The organism is Agromyces binzhouensis, from assembly GCF_042672355.1.
Lineage (GTDB): Bacteria > Actinomycetota > Actinomycetes > Actinomycetales > Microbacteriaceae > Agromyces > Agromyces binzhouensis.
In genome coordinates this window covers 83,763-98,492 of record NZ_JBHXVJ010000007.1, presented here as the reverse complement: position 1 = coordinate 98,492, position 14,730 = coordinate 83,763, and the positions used below count along the sequence as shown (strand labels likewise).

Genomic DNA, 14,730 nt, shown 5'->3' with positions numbered 1-14,730 from the left:
CACCCCCGGATGCCGCCCACCGCACATTCCACGCCACCCGGGCGCGCGCGTCAATGGCGAGGCGCGCCGACCGGGTCGCGGGCCGCGTCGGCGGCGCGTGCGAGGATGCCCGCGTGCCAGTGAGCTTCACCGCGATCGACTTCGAGACCGCCAACTCCTCCGCCGCCTCGGCCTGCTCGATCGGGCTGGTGAAGGTCGTCGCCGGCCGCGTCGTCGCGCGCGAGCACCGGTACATCCGCCCCCCGTTCCCGCACGGCGACTTCTCGCCATGGAACGTGCGCATCCACGGGATCACGCCCGACATGGTCGAGCGCGCCGACGACTGGCGGACCCACCTGCCGTTCCTCCGCGAGTTCGCCGGCGACGACTGGCTCGTCGCGCACAACGCGGGCTTCGACATGGGCGTCATCCGCGCGACCTCCGAGGCGCTCGGCCTCGACGTGCCCGACTTCAGGTACGTGTGCAGCCTCCAGGTCGCCCGGAGGACGTACCACCTCGACTCGTACCGGCTGACGTCGGCGGCCGCGGCCGCCGGGTTCGACGACTTCGCGCACCACGACGCGCTCGCCGACGCCGAGGCGTGCGCGGCGATCGTCGTGCACGCCGCGGAGCGGCACGACGCCGGCGACCTCGCCCGGCTCGCCCACGTGACGCGGGTGCGGGTCGGCGCGATCGGCCCGGCGGCCTCGCGCGCGCAGGCGTCGCTCCACGGGCCGATGGCCCTGCAGTAGTCCCCCGCCGGGCCCGACGGCCTGCCGGGTCGCCTGCCGACGGATGTCGGGGGCCGCTGCCACACTTGCCGACATGGACATCCTCCTCCTCATCATCGGGCTCGTCGTCGGCGGCACGCTCGGCGCCCTCGTCATGCACGTCGTCGCGCAGCGCCGGCCCGCGGGCGACGGTGCCACGGTCGAGGACCCGGCGCTCGTCGAGGCCCGACACGAGCGCGCCCTGCTCGAGCAGCGCGCGGCCGCCGAAGCGGAACGAGCGCGCCTGCTCTCCGAGCAGCAGGGCCTCCAGGCGGCGCTCCGCGCCGAGCTCGCCGCCGCCGAGACGGCGGCCGCCGGACTGCGCGAGCAGGTGGAGCAGCAGGGGCAGCGCCAGCGCGAGCTCCTGGAGCAGCAGCGGCTCGACCAGGCCGAGCGCAGCGAGCGGGAACGCCGCGAGAGCGCCGTCCTGCAGGCACTCAGCCCCGTGCGCGAGACGCTGTCGACGATGCAGCGCAAGGTGTCCGAGCTCGAGCAGCAGCGCAGCGAGCAGTACGGATCGATCGCCGAGCAGCTCAAGCGCGCGCAGATGTCCGACGCCGAGCTCCGCGCCACGACCGAGTCGCTCGCGAGCGCGCTCCGGAACAACAGCACGCGCGGCGTCTGGGGCGAGACGCAGCTGAGGCGCGTCGTCGAGGCGGCGGGCCTCACGCAGCACGTCGACTTCGAGCTGCAGACGCAGGTCACGACCGATCAGGGCCGCGGGCGTCCCGACATGGTCGTGAACCTGCCCGGCGGCAAGTTCATCCCGCTCGACTCGAAGGTGCCGCTCGAGCACTACCTCGAGGCGTCGAGCATCCCCGAGACCGCGACCGGCGAAGAGGGCGCGCGGCGCAAGTCGCTCATCGAGAAGCACGTCAAGGCGATGCGCTCGCACATCGACGCGCTCGGCAAGAAGACCTACTGGGAGGGGTTGGCGGCGAGCCCGGAGTTCGTGATCGCGTTCATCCCGAACGAGTCGCTGCTCTCGGCCGCACTCGAGGCCGATGCGGGGCTGCTGAACTACGCGTTCGAGCGTCGCGTCGCGCTGGCGTCGCCGGTGAACCTGTTCGCCGTGCTCAAGACGATCGACTACGCCTGGCAGCAGCAGGCGGTCTCCGACGAGGCCAAGAAGCTCTTCGACCTCGGCACGACCCTCTACCAGCGCATCGGCGTGCTCGCCGGCCACGCCGACTCGCTGCGCAAGGCGATCGAGCGCACGGTCGACAGCTACAACAAGTTCGCCAGTTCGCTCGAGTCGCGTGTCCTCGTGACGGCCCGCCAGTTCCCGGGAATCAACGAGACGAAGCTGTCGCTGGTCGAGGAGCCGACGCCCATCCACGAGTCGCCCCGACGCCTGTCGGCGCCCGAGCTGACCGATGGCGATCCGTTCGATGCGAGCGCGGAGTCGGTTCCCGCACTCGAGGTCGAGCAGGACGACGCCGCATCGGCCTCCACGCCGCTCGATGATGCCGATGACGCACTCGCGCTCCCGATCGACGACGACTTCGACGGCGCCGATCTCGACGAGCACATCCGACGTACGGCCTCGTCCTGAGCCCGGCGCTTGCGTCCGTAGCCGAGACGGGATCCGGACGGGCGAACGTTCACTCCTCGTCCGCAGCGACCGTGCGCCCGCCGCCGGGACCGTCGGCTCCGGACGACGGATCGCGGACCGGATGCGGCTCGTCGACCGGCGCGGCGAATCCCGCCGCGGCCTCGGCACCGGTCGTCTGCGTGGCATCCATCGGGCCGTCGTCGAGCGGGTGCGCGAGCTCGTCCTGACCGAGGCGCGCCGTGGCGAGGGTCACGACGGCGAGCAGCGGCGGCACGACCCCGGCGATCAGGAACGCCGGAGCGAGCCCGAGCCACTCGCCGACGGGACCGGCGATCGCCATCGACAATGGCATCAGCGCGAGCGACACGAAGAAGTCGAGGCTCGACACCCGGCCGAGCATCGCCGGGGGCACCCGCCGCTGCAGCAGGGTGCCCCAGACGACCTGCCCGGCGTCGAAGAAGAACCCGACGACGAACGCCGCGACCACCATCGCCCACAGCCACGTCGTCACGCCCATGACGGCGAGCGGCAGGCAGCCGAAGCCCCACGCGAGGATCATCAGCGTGAGGTAGCGCCGCGGCAGCCGGAACGACGACACCAGCAGCGACCCGGCGGCACCGCCGATGCCGAACGACGCCAGCACCAGTGCGAACTCGCCCGCGCCGCCGCCCGTCTGGTCGCGCACCGCGAACGGGATCAGCACCTCGAGCGGCCCGACGACCACGAGCACGAGCAGGATCGAGAACGCGAGAGTCGCGAAGAGCCACCGCGTGCGCAGCAGGTACGCGAACCCGTCGCGGAGGTCCACCGCCATCTGCCGGAGCGGGTGGGCGTCGGACGGCTCGAGGTCGCGCCGCAACGGCGTGGTCCGCATGAGCGCGAGCGCGACGATCGCGACGACCTGCAGCCCGCCGACCACGAGGAATGCGAGCCACGGAGCCTGGACGGCGATGAGCAGGCTCGCGAGCGCCGGGCCGGCGGCGTTCTGGGCGACGGGACGCAGCACGCCCTCGACGCCGTTGGCAGCGAGCAGCTGCTCCGCGGGAAGCAGTGCCGGAAGCCAGGCCGAGTACGCCGGATAGAAGAATCCGTCGGCGACGCCGAGCACGAACGAGAGCACCGCGAGGTGCCACACCTCGATGGACCCGGTCGCGGCGAGGAGGCCCGCCGCCGCGAACACGACGGCGCGCGCCGTCTCGACGACGAGGAGGACCCGCCGCTGCGGCACGCGGTCGGCGACCACGCCGCCGACGAGCACCGCGAGCACCAGGCCGAGGCTCGCACCCACCGCCACGATCGAGAGATCGATCGGCGTTCCGCCGAGCTCGATGACCTGCCACGCGGCAGCGACGATCCACGCCCCCGCGGAGAGCAACGATGCGGCGAGGGCGACCACCAGCCGGCGGTACTGCGCCGAGGAGAACGGCCGCAGCGCACGCGGCATCCGGGTCTCGGAGGTCACCCGACCAGTCTGCGGCACTCCGCCGACATCGGACAGGCTCGTCCGCTCACGGCAGCGCGGCGCGAGCCGGCGGTCGAGGGGTCAGCGGCCGGTGTCGTCGAGCCACTTCTCGACGAGGTGGTCGGCGACGATCCGCCGGATGGTGCCCGACTTGCCGCGCAGCACGATCGACTCGGTGCGGATGATCGGCCCCTTCTTGCGCACGCCGTCGACGAGTTCGCCATCGGTCACGCCCGTCGCGACGAAGAACGTGTTGTCGCTGCGCACCAGGTCGTCGAGCTCGTACACTTGGTCGCAGTCGAGGCCGGCCGCCTCGCCGCGCGCCCGCTCCTCGTCGTCCTTCGGCGCGAGCCGGCCCTGCATGAACCCGCCGAGCGCCTTGATCGCGCACGCCGTCGTGATGCCCTCGGGGCTGCCGCCGATGCCGACGCACATGTCGATGCGCGACTCGTACCGGGCCGCGTTGATGCCGCCCGCGACGTCGCCGTCCGAGATCAGCCGGGTCCCCGCACCCGCCTCGCGGATCTCGGCGATCAGCTGCTCGTGACGAGGACGGTTCAGGACCGCGACGCGCAGCTCGCCGACCTCCTTGCCCTTCGCCTTCGCCAGCGCACGCAGGTTCTCGCCGATCGGCTTGCGGATGTCGACGACGCCGATGCCCGAGGCATCCGTGACGATCTTGTCCATGTAGAACACCGACGACGCGTCGAGCATCGTGCCTCGGTCGGCGACCGCGATGACCGACAGCGCGTTCTGACGGCCGGACGCGGTGAGCGAGGTGCCGTCGATCGGGTCGACGGCGATGTCGCACGCCGGCCCCCGCCCGTTGCCGACCCGCTCGCCGTTGAAGAGCATGGGCGCCTCGTCCTTCTCGCCCTCGCCGATCACCACGACGCCGTCGAAGTTCACCGTGCCGAGGAACGCGCGCATCGCGTCGACCGCGGCGCCGTCGGCGGCCAGCTTCTCGCCGCGGCCGATCCACGGGTACGAGCGGATGGCGGCCGCCTCGGTCGCACGGACCAGTTCGAGGGCGATGTTGCGGTCGGGGTGCAGGTAGAGGCTGTCGTGTTCGCTGCTCGCCATCGAGGGGTCCTCCTGGTTCGTGGGTGCGGCGCCCGCGCGGTTCGCACGACCGGGCCGCCTGCCTTCGAGCCTAGTGACGGGCTTGCCCGAACGGGCCGGTGCGGCCCGGATCGGGCGTGAAAGTTCGTGCATTCTTAACGGGTCGGGACCCGCCACGACTGTCCCGGATCCAGCCGGCTGCCGGGCCCCAGGTCGCACGGCGTCACGGCGGTGAGGAACACCGCCACCCGGTCGCCGCAGAGATCCTCGAGCCCGGAGACCCGGCCGAGGGGGATGCCGGCCGCAGCGAGCCGGTCGGACTCGCCCGCGGACTGCGGCGCCAGCCGCGCCTGCATCCAGCCGCCGAGCGCCCGAACTGCTGCGGCCGTGAGCACGCCTTCGGGCGCTCCGCCGACGCCGACGACCAGGTCGAGGTCGCCGTCCGGGCGCGCGGCGCGCAGGCACCGCTCGACGTCGCCGTGCACGAAGCGCTCGACGTGCGCCCCGGCCGCCTCGGCGGCATCCGCGACCGGAGCGTTCCGCGGCCGGTCCTGGACCGCGACCCGTACGTCCCCGGCGGGCACGCCTCGGACCTCGGCGATCCGCACGATCGCCTCCCGGACCGGCGCATCGATCTCGAGGCCCGGCACCCGGGAGACCAGCTTCGCCATGTAGTGGGCGGGTCCGATGTCGAGGAAGGCGCCTCGCGGAGCGACCGCGAGGATCGCCATCGCTCCGGGGGATCCCGCGGCGGCGAGGCTCGTGCCGTCGACCGGATCCACTGCGACGTCGACGGCGGGTCCGTCGCCGGAGCCGAACCGCTCGCCGAGGTGCAGCATGGGCGCCTCGTCCTTCTCGCCCTCGCCGACGACGACCCGCCCGTCGATCGCGAGCCCCGCGAGCGCCGACCGCATCGCGGCCACCGCGGCGCCGTCCACCGCATCGCGGTCCCCGGAGCCGACGAACGGCACGGCCGCGAGCGCGGCGGCCCGGACCGCAGCGGCGAACCCGTCTGCGAGCGCCGGGTCGATCACGGCGTCCGGGGCCGCGCGGTCCACGTCGGCGGGTCCTGCGTCCTGTGTCACGACTCAATCCTGCCGCGCGAGGCCCGACATCCGGCACCCCTTGCGTCATCGCACCTGAGGCGGACTCGACACGTCGGTAGACTCGTGCCGATCCCACTCACCTCCGAAGGAGCAAGGTATGCCCATCGCAACGCCCGAGCAGTACGCCGAGATGCTCGACACCGCCAAGGCCAAGGGTTTCGCCTTCCCGGCGTTCAACGTCTCGAGCTCGCAGACGCTGAACGCGGTGCTGCAGGGCCTGACCGAGTCGGGTTCCGACGGCATCATCCAGGTCACCACCGGTGGAGCGGACTACTTCGCCGGCCACACGGTCAAGGCCCGCGCCACCGGCGCGCTCGCCTTCGCCAAGTTCGCGCACGAGGTCGCGAAGTCGTACCCCGTGACCGTCGCGCTCCACACCGACCACTGCCCGAAGAACGCGCTCGACGACTTCGTGTACCCGCTGATCGCCGCCTCGGAGGAGGAGGTCAAGGCCGGTCGGAACCCGATCTTCCAGTCGCACATGTGGGACGGCTCGGCCGTGCCGCTCGAGGAGAACCTCGAGATCGCCAAGGAGATCCTCCCGAAGCTCAAGAACATCAACGCCATCCTCGAGGTCGAGATCGGCGTCGTCGGCGGCGAGGAGGACGGCGTCAAGCACGAGGGCTCGAACGAGGCGCTCTACACGACCCTGAACGACGCCATCGCCGCCGTCGAGGCCCTCGGACTGGGCGAGCAGGGCCGCTACATGGCCGCCCTCACCTTCGGCAACGTGCACGGCGTCTACAAGCCCGGCAACGTCAAGCTCCGCCCGGCGCTGCTCAAGGAGATCCAGGACGGCCTGGCCGCCAAGTACGGCACCGGCGACAAGCCGCTCGACCTCGTCTTCCACGGCGGCTCCGGCTCGACCGACGACGAGATCGCCGAGGCCGTCGCCAACGGCGTCGTCAAGATGAACATCGACACCGACACGCAGTACGCGTTCACGCGCTCGATCGCTGGCTACATGTTCAGCAACTACGACGGCGTGCTCAAGGTCGACGGCGAGGTCGGCAACAAGAAGCAGTACGACCCGCGCGCGTGGGGCAAGGTGGCCGAGTCGGCCATGGCGGTCCGCGTCGGCGAGTCCACCCACCAGCTCGGCTCCGCCGGCAACTCGCTCACGGCGTAGGGCGACGGATGACGCAGGACGAGGCCGCTCGGCACGACACGCAGGGGCGCGGCGCCGACGACGGCGCCGCTCCCCCGCCGCGCGACGAGCGGCCTCGCCCGCAGTACGGCGAGTACGCCCCCGAGGGCTGGTCGTGGCAGCCGCCGGGCGACGATCGAGCGGATGCCGCGGCATCCGCCCCGGCACCGCCGCCCCCTCCGCCCGCCGCGATGCGGCCCGGCGCGGAGCAGGATGCGGTCGACGCGTCGGCGAGGCGCCCGCGCACGACCGACCGGTTCTTCACGATCCTGCTGCTCGCGCTCGGCGCGATCGGCGCATGGAACACGTCGGTCAGCCTGCAGCAGCTCCCCGGCGCGATCCAGTCCGTGTACTCCGACCAGGGCGTCGGCACCTACACCCCGCAGCCCTGGCTTCCGACGCTCGCGCTGATCGGCACGGTGTTCATGCTCGCGCTCTACGCGGCGGTGCTCGGATGGTCGATCATGCGGCTGCGCGCGCGGAGGCTCGCGTTCTGGGTGCCGCTCGTCGGCGGAGCGGTCGCGTTCCTCGCGACGATGGTGCTCACGTCGATCGTGTTCTTCACCGACCCGACGTTCCAGTCGTACCTGGAGCGGATGACGGGCGGCTGAGCCGTCACGCCTCGAGCGGCGGGGCCGCTCGAGGCGGGCGAGCGCTCAGGCCGTGGCGCCCGCGCGGTTGCGGCCGCCGATCGCGCGCGCGTCGCGGTTGCCCTGCAGGTCCTTGCGGAGTTCCTTCGGCAGCGAGAACATCAGGTCCTCCTCGGCCGTCTTGACCTCCTCGACCTCGCCGAAGCCGGCGTCCTCGAGCTCGAGGAGCACCTCCTTCACGAGCCCCTCGGGCACCGAGGCGCCGCTCGTGACGCCGACCGTCTCGACGCCCTCGAGCCACTCCTGCTTCACCTCGGTCGAGTAGTCGACCCGGTACGCGGCCTTCGCGCCGTACTCGAGGGCGACCTCGACGAGGCGCACGCTGTTCGACGAGTTGGCCGAGCCGACCACGATCACGAGGTCGGCGTCCTGCGCGACCTTCTTGATCGCGACCTGGCGGTTCTGGGTGGCGTAGCAGATGTCGTCGGAGGGCGGGTCCTGCAGGTTCGGGAAACGCTCGCGCAGGCGCCGCACGGTCTCCATCGTCTCGTCGACCGACAGCGTCGTCTGCGAGAGCCACACGACCTTCTCGGGGTCGCGGACGTCGATGTTCGGCACGTCGTCGGGGCTGTTGACGAGGGTGACGTGGTCGGGCGCCTCGCCGGCGGTCCCCTCGACCTCCTCGTGGCCCTCGTGGCCGATGAGCAGGATCTCGTAGTCGTCGCGGGCGAAGCGCACGGCCTCGCGGTGCACCTTCGTGACGAGGGGGCAGGTGGCGTCGATCGCGTGCAGGCCGCGCTCGGCGGCCGAGTTCACGACCGCGGGCGAGACGCCGTGCGCGCTGAAGACCACGTGGGCGCCCTCCGGCACCTCGTCGACCTCCTCGACGAAGATCGCGCCGCGCTTCTCGAGTTCGGTCACGACGTGGATGTTGTGCACGATCTGCTTGCGCACGTACACCGGCGCCCCGTAGTGGTCGAGCGCCTTCTCGACGGCGATCACCGCCCGGTCCACGCCCGCACAGTAGCCGCGCGGCGCCGCGAGCAGCACCTTCTTGCGCCCCTGCACGGGGATATCCTTGAGCCGGCCGCGCACGCTCGGGATCCGAGGCATGCCGAGGTCGATTCGCGGGGCATCCGTCAAGCTCGTCACGGAGGCCATCCTACGCGGGCGATGATGACGGGCTGCTGGGAGGCGCATGGCCGACGGACCGACGACCCGCGAGACCCCATGGCCCGTCTCGGTGCTCTCGGCGAAGCTCAAGGAGTACCTCGACCGCCTCGGCACGGTCTGGATCGAGGGCGAGATCACGCAGTGGGGCGTCTCTGCCGGCAACGTCTACGGCAAGCTGAAGGACCTCGAGACGGATGCCACGGTGTCGTTCACGATCTGGTCGTCGACGCGCGCGAAGCTCACCGAGCAGTTCAAGGCCGGAGACCACGCCGTCGCCCTGGTGAAGCCGAACTGGTGGGTCAAGGGCGGCTCCCTGACGATGCAGGTGTTCGACCTCAGGCACGTCGGGCTCGGCGACCTGCTCGAGCGGCTCGAGCGGCTGCGCGCGCAGCTCGCCGCGGAGGGCCTGTTCGCCGCCGACCGCAAGCGGCCGCTGCCCTTCCTGCCGCAGGTGATCGGACTGGTCACGGGCAAGGACAGCGACGCCGAGAAGGACGTCGTGCGCAACGCGCGCCTTCGCTGGCCGGCCGTCGAGTTCCGGACGGCCTACGCGGCCGTGCAGGGCGACCGGTGCGCGCCCGAGGTGGTCGGGGCCATCCGTCGGCTCGATGCCGACCCCGAGGTCGACGTCATCATCGTCGCGCGCGGCGGCGGCGACTTCCAGAACCTGCTGGGCTTCAGCGACGAGCGCGTCGTGCGGGCCGCGGCCGCGGCGACCACGCCGATCGTGAGCGCGATCGGGCACGAGGCCGATCGTCCGCTGCTCGACGAGGTCGCCGACCTCAGGGCGTCGACGCCGACGGATGCCGCGAAGCGGGTGGTGCCCGACGTGGCCGAGGAGCTCATCAGGGTCGAGCAGGCCCGCGCGCGCCTGCGCATGCGCGTCACCACGCTCGTGAACCACGAGATCGACCGGCTCGGGCACCTGCGGAGCCGCCCGGCGCTCGCCGACCCGGGCTGGATGGTCGACCGGCGCGCCGAGGAGGTCACGCGCTGGGTCGCGCGCGGCAGCGAGCTCGCCGAGCGCGCGATCGAGCGCGCCGCGACACGTGTCGCCGAGCTCCGCTCGCAGCTGCGCGCGCTCTCCCCGCTCGCGACGCTCGAACGCGGGTACGCGATCGTGCAGCGCGACCACGACGGCGTGCTGACGAACCCCGAGCAGGCCCCGGCGGGCACGCCGCTGCGGATCACGCTCGCCGAGGGACGTCTCGGAGCGACATCTCGGGGAGCGGTCGGCGACGCCGAATAGAATGCCCTCCATGCCCCCCACTTCCACGGATGTCGCCGAGCTCAGCTACGAGCAGGCCCGCGACGAGCTGGTGCGCGTCGTCGCCGAGCTCGAGCAGGGTTCCGCGACGCTCGAGCAGTCGCTCGCGCTGTGGGAGCGCGGCGAGGCGCTCGCGCAGCGGTGCGAGGAGTGGCTCGTGGGCGCCAAGGCGCGACTCGACGCGGCACGAGCCGGAGCCGCCGGCGGACCGGCGGCCCCCGCGTCCGGCGACCTCGACGGCGGCGAGGCATGATGGCCGCGCGCGCCCCGCGGGTCGTCGCCGAACTCGGCCGCCCCGAGACCCCGCAGGAGACGGCCGAACGCCGGGCCGAGCAGTCCCGCAAGCACCGCGAACGGCAGACGCTGCGGAACCTCGTCGGCTCGCTCCTGGCGTGCGTGGCGGTCGTCGCGCTCATCGTCCTGCTGGTCCCGCGCAGCGACACCCCGATCGAGCGCGACATCGACGTGGCCGCGGTCGCCGCGCAGGCGCAGGTCGGCATCGACCCGCCGCTCGCCGTGCCCGACCTGCCCTCCGGGTGGCGGTCGAACGCCGCAGAGCTCCGCACGCGCGACGCCGACGGCATCACCTCGTGGTACGCGGGCTACCTCACGCCGAGCGACGAGTACGCGGGGCTGTACCAGGGGCTCGGTGCGAACCCGACCTGGACCGCCGAGCTGCTGAAGAACACGATCGCCACCGGCGTCGTCACGATCGACGGGGTCGAGTGGACCGCCTACGACAACCGCGAGACCGACGCCGACGTCGGCAACGCGCGCTACGGACTCGTGACCGAGGCGGGCGAGAGCACGTTCGTGCTCCTCGGCACCGCCACCCCCGAGGAGTTCGAGACCCTCGCCGGCGCACTCGCGCCGACGATCGACGCACAGCGCTGAGAGGAGCGGCCGTGAGCAAGTCCGCACCCGCACGACCGACCACCCCCGCCGAGACGTGGCGCGAGCTGCGCGCCGGGAATGCCCGGTTCGTGGCCGGAACGCCCCTGCACCCCCGACAGGACGTCGACCGCCGCACCGAGCTCGCGAACCACCAGCGCCCGCTCGTCGCCATCTTCGGCTGCAGCGACTCGCGCCTGTCCGCCGAGATCATCTTCGACGTCGGCCTCGGGGACGCGTTCGTGGTCCGCAACGCCGGACAGGTGCCCTCGGACTCGGTGCTCGGCTCGCTCGAGTACGCCGTCGCCGTCCTCGGCGTCCCGCTCATCCTCGTCCTCGGCCACGACGAGTGCGGTGCGGTGCGCGCCGCGATCGACTCGCAGGCCGAGGACGCCGCACCGCTGCCCGCTCACATCCGGGGCATCGTCGACGAGATCGTGCCCGCCGTGCGCAAGGTCGCCGGGGTCGAAGACGGGCCGATCGCGCCCGACCACCTCGACGCCGGGTACGTCGGGCGCGAGCACCTCCGCAACGCCGTGTCGCAGCTCCTCGAGCGCTCCGAGGTGATCAGCGACGCGATCGCAGCGGGTACGCTGGCTGTCGTCGGCGCGAACTACCGCCTGCTCGAGGGCCGCGCCGAGACCGACGTCGTCGTCGGTCGCATCTGACGCCGCCGGCGGCATCCCACCGCCGCGCCGCACGTTCCGAATCGAAGGGGAGCACACCGTGGTGGACAACGCCGCCGACTACCGGATCGAACACGACACGATGGGCGAGGTGCGGGTCCCCGCAGCCGCGCTCTATCGCGCCCAGACCCAGCGCGCGGTCGAGAACTTCCCGATCTCGGGCTCCGGTCTCGAGCCCGCCCAGATCGCGGCGCTCGCCCGCATCAAGAAGTCCGCGGCGCTCGCCAACGCGCGCCTCGGAGTCCTCGACCACCAGCTCGCGCAGGCGATCGCCGACGCCGCCGACGAGGTCATCGCGGGAACGCACGGCTTCGCCGAGCACTTCCCGGTCGACGTGTACCAGACCGGCTCCGGCACGTCCTCGAACATGAACATGAACGAGGTGCTGGCGACGATCGCGACGCAGAAGCTCGGCAGCGCGGTGCACCCGAACGACCACGTCAACGCCTCGCAGTCCTCGAACGACGTCTTCCCGACCTCGGTCCACATCGCCGTGACCGCCGCGCTCATCGACGACCTCATCCCGGCGCTCGATCACCTCGCGGTGGCCCTCGAGGCCAAGGCGGAGGCGTGGTCCGACGTCGTCAAGGCCGGCCGCACGCACCTCATGGACGCGACACCCGTCACGCTCGGGCAGGAGTTCGGCGGCTACGCCCGCCAGATCCGCCTCGGCATCGAGCGCGTCCGCACGGCGCTCCCCCGGGTCGCGGAGGTGCCGCTCGGCGGAACCGCGGTCGGCACGGGCATCAACACGCCGGCGGGTTTCCCCCAGCTCGTGATCGAGCTGCTCCAGCAGGAGACCGAGCTGCCGATCACCGAGGCCGCCGACCACTTCGAGGCGCAGGCCAACCGCGACGGCCTGGTCGACGCGTCGGGCGCGCTGCGCACGATCGCCGTGAGCCTCACCAAGATCTGCAACGACCTGCGCTGGATGGGCTCGGGCCCGAACACCGGGCTCGGCGAGCTGTTCATCCCCGACCTGCAGCCCGGCTCGTCGATCATGCCCGGCAAGGTCAACCCCGTCGTGCCGGAGGCCGTCCTCATGGTCGCCTCGCGCGTGGTCGGCAACGACGCCACGATCGCGTGGGCCGGCGCCTCCGGGTCGTTCGAGCTCAACGTGCAGATCCCGGTGATGGGCACCGCACTCCTCGAGTCGATCCGCCTGCTCTCGAGCTCGGTGCGGGTGCTCGCCGACAAGACCGTCGACGGCCTCCGGGTCAACGAGGCGCGCACGACGGCGCTCGCCGGCATGTCGCCCTCGATCGTCACGCCCCTCAACAAGGCCATCGGCTACGAGGCCGCGGCGAAGATCGCGAAGCACTCGGTCGCCAAGGGCATCACGGTCCGCGAGGCCGTGATCGACCTCGGTCACGTCGAGCGCGGAGACCTGACGGAGGCCGAGCTCGACGTCGCGCTCGACCTGCTCTCGATGACGCGTCCGCCCCAGCAGGGCTGAGCCCGCGGCGTTCGCTCGCAGGAGTCGACGACGGCCCCGGAACCTCGCGGTTCCGGGGCCGTCGTTCGTCCGGCGGGTCGGTGTCAGGCCAGGTCGGCGCCGTCGAGCATCTCGGAGACGAGCGCGGCGATCGCGGACCGCTCCGACCGGGTGAGCGTGATGTGGGCGAAGAGCGGATGTCCCTTCAGCGTCTCGATCACGCTCGCGACGCCGTCGTGGCGGCCGACGCGGAGGTTGTCGCGCTGCGCGACGTCGTGCGTGAGCACGACGCGCGAGTTCTGCCCGACGCGACTGAGGACGGTGAGCAGGACGTTCCGCTCGAGCGACTGCGCCTCGTCGACGATCACGTAGGCGTCGTGGAGCGACCGGCCGCGGATGTGCGTGAGCGGCAGCACCTCGAGGATGCCGCGGTCGACGACCTCGTCGAGGACGTTGTCGGAGACGAGCGCGCCGAGCGTGTCGAACACCGCCTGCGCCCACGGGTTCATCTTCTCGCCCTGGTCGCCGGGCAGGTAGCCGAGCTCCTGGCCGCCCACCGCGTACAGCGGTCGGAAGACCATGATCTTCTTGTGCTGCTGCCGTTCGAGCACGGCCTCCAGCCCCGCGCAGAGCGCGAGCGCCGACTTGCCGGTTCCCGCACGGCCGCCGAGCGAGACGATGCCGACCTCGGGATCGAGCAGGAGGTCGATGGCCAGGCGCTGCTCGGCCGAACGGCCGTGCACGCCGAACGCCTCGCGATCGCCGCGGACCAGCCGCACCTCCCGGTCGCCGATCACGCGTGCGAGCGCCGACCCGCGATCGGAGTGGATCACGAGGCCGGTGTTCACCGGCATGCCCGCGACGGCCGCCGTCTCGAGCTGCTCGTGCTCATAGAGCTTGGCCATGTCGTTCGAGCCGAGGTCGACCTCGGCCATGCCGGTCCAGCCGGAGTCGACGGCGAGCTCGGCGCGGTACTCCTGGGCGTCGAGGCCGATCGAGGCGGCCTTGATGCGCAGCGGCAGGTCCTTCGAGACGACGGTCACGGCGACGCCGTCGTTCGAGAGGTTCATCGCGCACGCGAGGATGCGCGAGTCGTTGTCGGCCAGCTGCAGCCCGCTGGGCAGCACCGACAGGCTCGAGTGGTTCAGCTCGACCCGGAGGGACCCACCGTCGCCGACCGGGATCGGGAAGTCGAGTCGCTCGTGCTGCACGCGGAGGTCGTCGAGCAGCCGGAGCGCGGCCCGGGCGAAGTACCCGATCTCGGGGTCGTTGCGCTTGGCCTCGAGCTCCGTGATGACCACGACCGGCAGCACCACGGGATGCTCCGCGAACCGGAACAGGGCGCGCGGGTCCGAGAGCAGGACCGACGTGTCCAGCACGTAGGTCCGTTCGTCCTGCGCGGCACCCCCGGGAGACGCCGCACCGGGACGACGCTGGTGCTGCGCGTCCGGCTCGACCGGTCCGAGGGGCTTGATGGGATCGACAGAGGTCACGACCGCTCCTGCCCCGAGCTCTCGCTCGGCTCACGCGCCGGCCGGCGATCCTCCCACGAGCGGTTCACGAGCCGACTCGACCGGGCGCCTTGCCCGATGTCCTGACGGTACGTC

Annotated in this window: 14 protein-coding genes; 9 read left to right on the top strand and 5 right to left on the bottom strand. The window is 72.1% G+C overall.

What is annotated here, in order from left to right; genetic code table 11:
• Window positions 1-113: 113 nt before the first annotated feature.
• Both ACFVHK_RS13300 and ACFVHK_RS13295 read left to right on the top strand, forming a co-directional pair.
• Window positions 114-731 carry an exonuclease domain-containing protein gene (locus ACFVHK_RS13300; RefSeq protein WP_376929210.1) on the top strand — a complete coding sequence of 206 codons (618 nt, stop codon included), beginning with the start codon at window positions 114-116 and terminating at the stop codon, window positions 729-731.
• 73 nt (window positions 732-804) lie between these two features.
• On the top strand, window positions 805-2,304 hold the full coding sequence (locus tag ACFVHK_RS13295; RefSeq protein WP_376929209.1) for a DNA recombination protein RmuC: 1,500 nt from the start codon (window positions 805-807) through the stop codon (window positions 2,302-2,304).
• A 49-nt stretch (window positions 2,305-2,353) separates the two neighbouring features.
• Here ACFVHK_RS13295 and ACFVHK_RS13290 read toward each other — a convergent pair whose 3' ends face one another.
• The 3 genes from ACFVHK_RS13290 to ACFVHK_RS13280 form a co-directional block, all read right to left on the bottom strand.
• On the bottom strand, window positions 2,354-3,766 hold the full coding sequence (locus ACFVHK_RS13290; RefSeq protein WP_376929208.1) for an MFS transporter: 1,413 nt from the start codon (window positions 3,764-3,766) through the stop codon (window positions 2,354-2,356).
• Window positions 3,767-3,847: 81 nt separating this feature from the next.
• On the bottom strand, window positions 3,848-4,849 hold the full coding sequence (gene glpX, locus ACFVHK_RS13285) for a class II fructose-bisphosphatase (protein WP_376929207.1): 1,002 nt from the start codon (window positions 4,847-4,849) through the stop codon (window positions 3,848-3,850).
• Window positions 4,850-4,983: 134 nt separating this feature from the next.
• On the bottom strand, window positions 4,984-5,913 hold the full coding sequence (locus tag ACFVHK_RS13280) for a fructose-bisphosphatase class II (protein WP_376929206.1): 930 nt from the start codon (window positions 5,911-5,913) through the stop codon (window positions 4,984-4,986).
• Window positions 5,914-6,031: 118 nt separating this feature from the next.
• Here ACFVHK_RS13280 and fbaA point away from each other — a divergent pair, with 118 nt between their 5' ends.
• Together fbaA and ACFVHK_RS13270 are read left to right on the top strand one after the other, a co-directional pair.
• Window positions 6,032-7,063 carry a class II fructose-bisphosphate aldolase gene (gene fbaA, locus ACFVHK_RS13275; RefSeq protein ID WP_376929205.1) on the top strand — a complete coding sequence of 344 codons (1,032 nt, stop codon included), beginning with the start codon at window positions 6,032-6,034 and terminating at the stop codon, window positions 7,061-7,063.
• Window positions 7,064-7,071: 8 nt separating this feature from the next.
• The gene (locus ACFVHK_RS13270; protein WP_376929204.1) at window positions 7,072-7,692 is read left to right on the top strand and encodes a DUF6264 family protein; all 621 of its coding nucleotides are present in this window, start codon (window positions 7,072-7,074) and stop codon (window positions 7,690-7,692) included.
• Window positions 7,693-7,737: 45 nt separating this feature from the next.
• Here ACFVHK_RS13270 and ACFVHK_RS13265 read toward each other — a convergent pair whose 3' ends face one another.
• Window positions 7,738-8,784 (bottom strand): 4-hydroxy-3-methylbut-2-enyl diphosphate reductase, encoded by a 1,047-nt coding sequence (locus ACFVHK_RS13265; RefSeq protein ID WP_376929336.1) that lies wholly within the window; start codon window positions 8,782-8,784, stop codon window positions 7,738-7,740.
• A gap of 85 nt (window positions 8,785-8,869) precedes the next feature.
• Between ACFVHK_RS13265 and xseA the strand changes: the two genes are divergently transcribed.
• Genes xseA through ACFVHK_RS13240 form a run of 5 tightly spaced genes read left to right on the top strand, consistent with a single transcriptional unit; the run spans window position 8,870 to window position 13,144 of the window.
• Entirely contained in the window at window positions 8,870-10,093 is a 1,224-nt protein-coding gene (gene xseA / locus ACFVHK_RS13260; RefSeq protein ID WP_376929203.1) for an exodeoxyribonuclease VII large subunit, read from the top strand.
• 1 nt (window position 10,094) lies between these two features.
• Window positions 10,095-10,364 (top strand): exodeoxyribonuclease VII small subunit, encoded by a 270-nt coding sequence (locus ACFVHK_RS13255; RefSeq protein WP_376929202.1) that lies wholly within the window; start codon window positions 10,095-10,097, stop codon window positions 10,362-10,364.
• A complete protein-coding gene (locus tag ACFVHK_RS13250; RefSeq protein WP_376929201.1) occupies window positions 10,361-11,005 on the top strand; it encodes a DUF4245 domain-containing protein in 645 nt (214 codons plus the stop codon). The genes ACFVHK_RS13255 and ACFVHK_RS13250 overlap by 4 nt, the downstream gene beginning before the upstream one ends.
• Window positions 11,006-11,016: 11 nt before the next feature.
• Window positions 11,017-11,670 carry a carbonic anhydrase gene (locus tag ACFVHK_RS13245; protein WP_353815721.1) on the top strand — a complete coding sequence of 218 codons (654 nt, stop codon included), beginning with the start codon at window positions 11,017-11,019 and terminating at the stop codon, window positions 11,668-11,670.
• Between the two features lie 58 nt (window positions 11,671-11,728).
• Window positions 11,729-13,144, top strand: coding sequence for a class II fumarate hydratase (locus ACFVHK_RS13240; RefSeq protein ID WP_376929200.1), 1,416 nt, complete (start codon window positions 11,729-11,731; stop codon window positions 13,142-13,144).
• An 83-nt stretch (window positions 13,145-13,227) separates the two neighbouring features.
• Here ACFVHK_RS13240 and ACFVHK_RS13235 read toward each other — a convergent pair whose 3' ends face one another.
• Window positions 13,228-14,616 carry a PhoH family protein gene (locus ACFVHK_RS13235; protein ID WP_376929199.1) on the bottom strand — a complete coding sequence of 463 codons (1,389 nt, stop codon included), beginning with the start codon at window positions 14,614-14,616 and terminating at the stop codon, window positions 13,228-13,230.
• Window positions 14,617-14,730 lie beyond the last annotated feature (114 nt).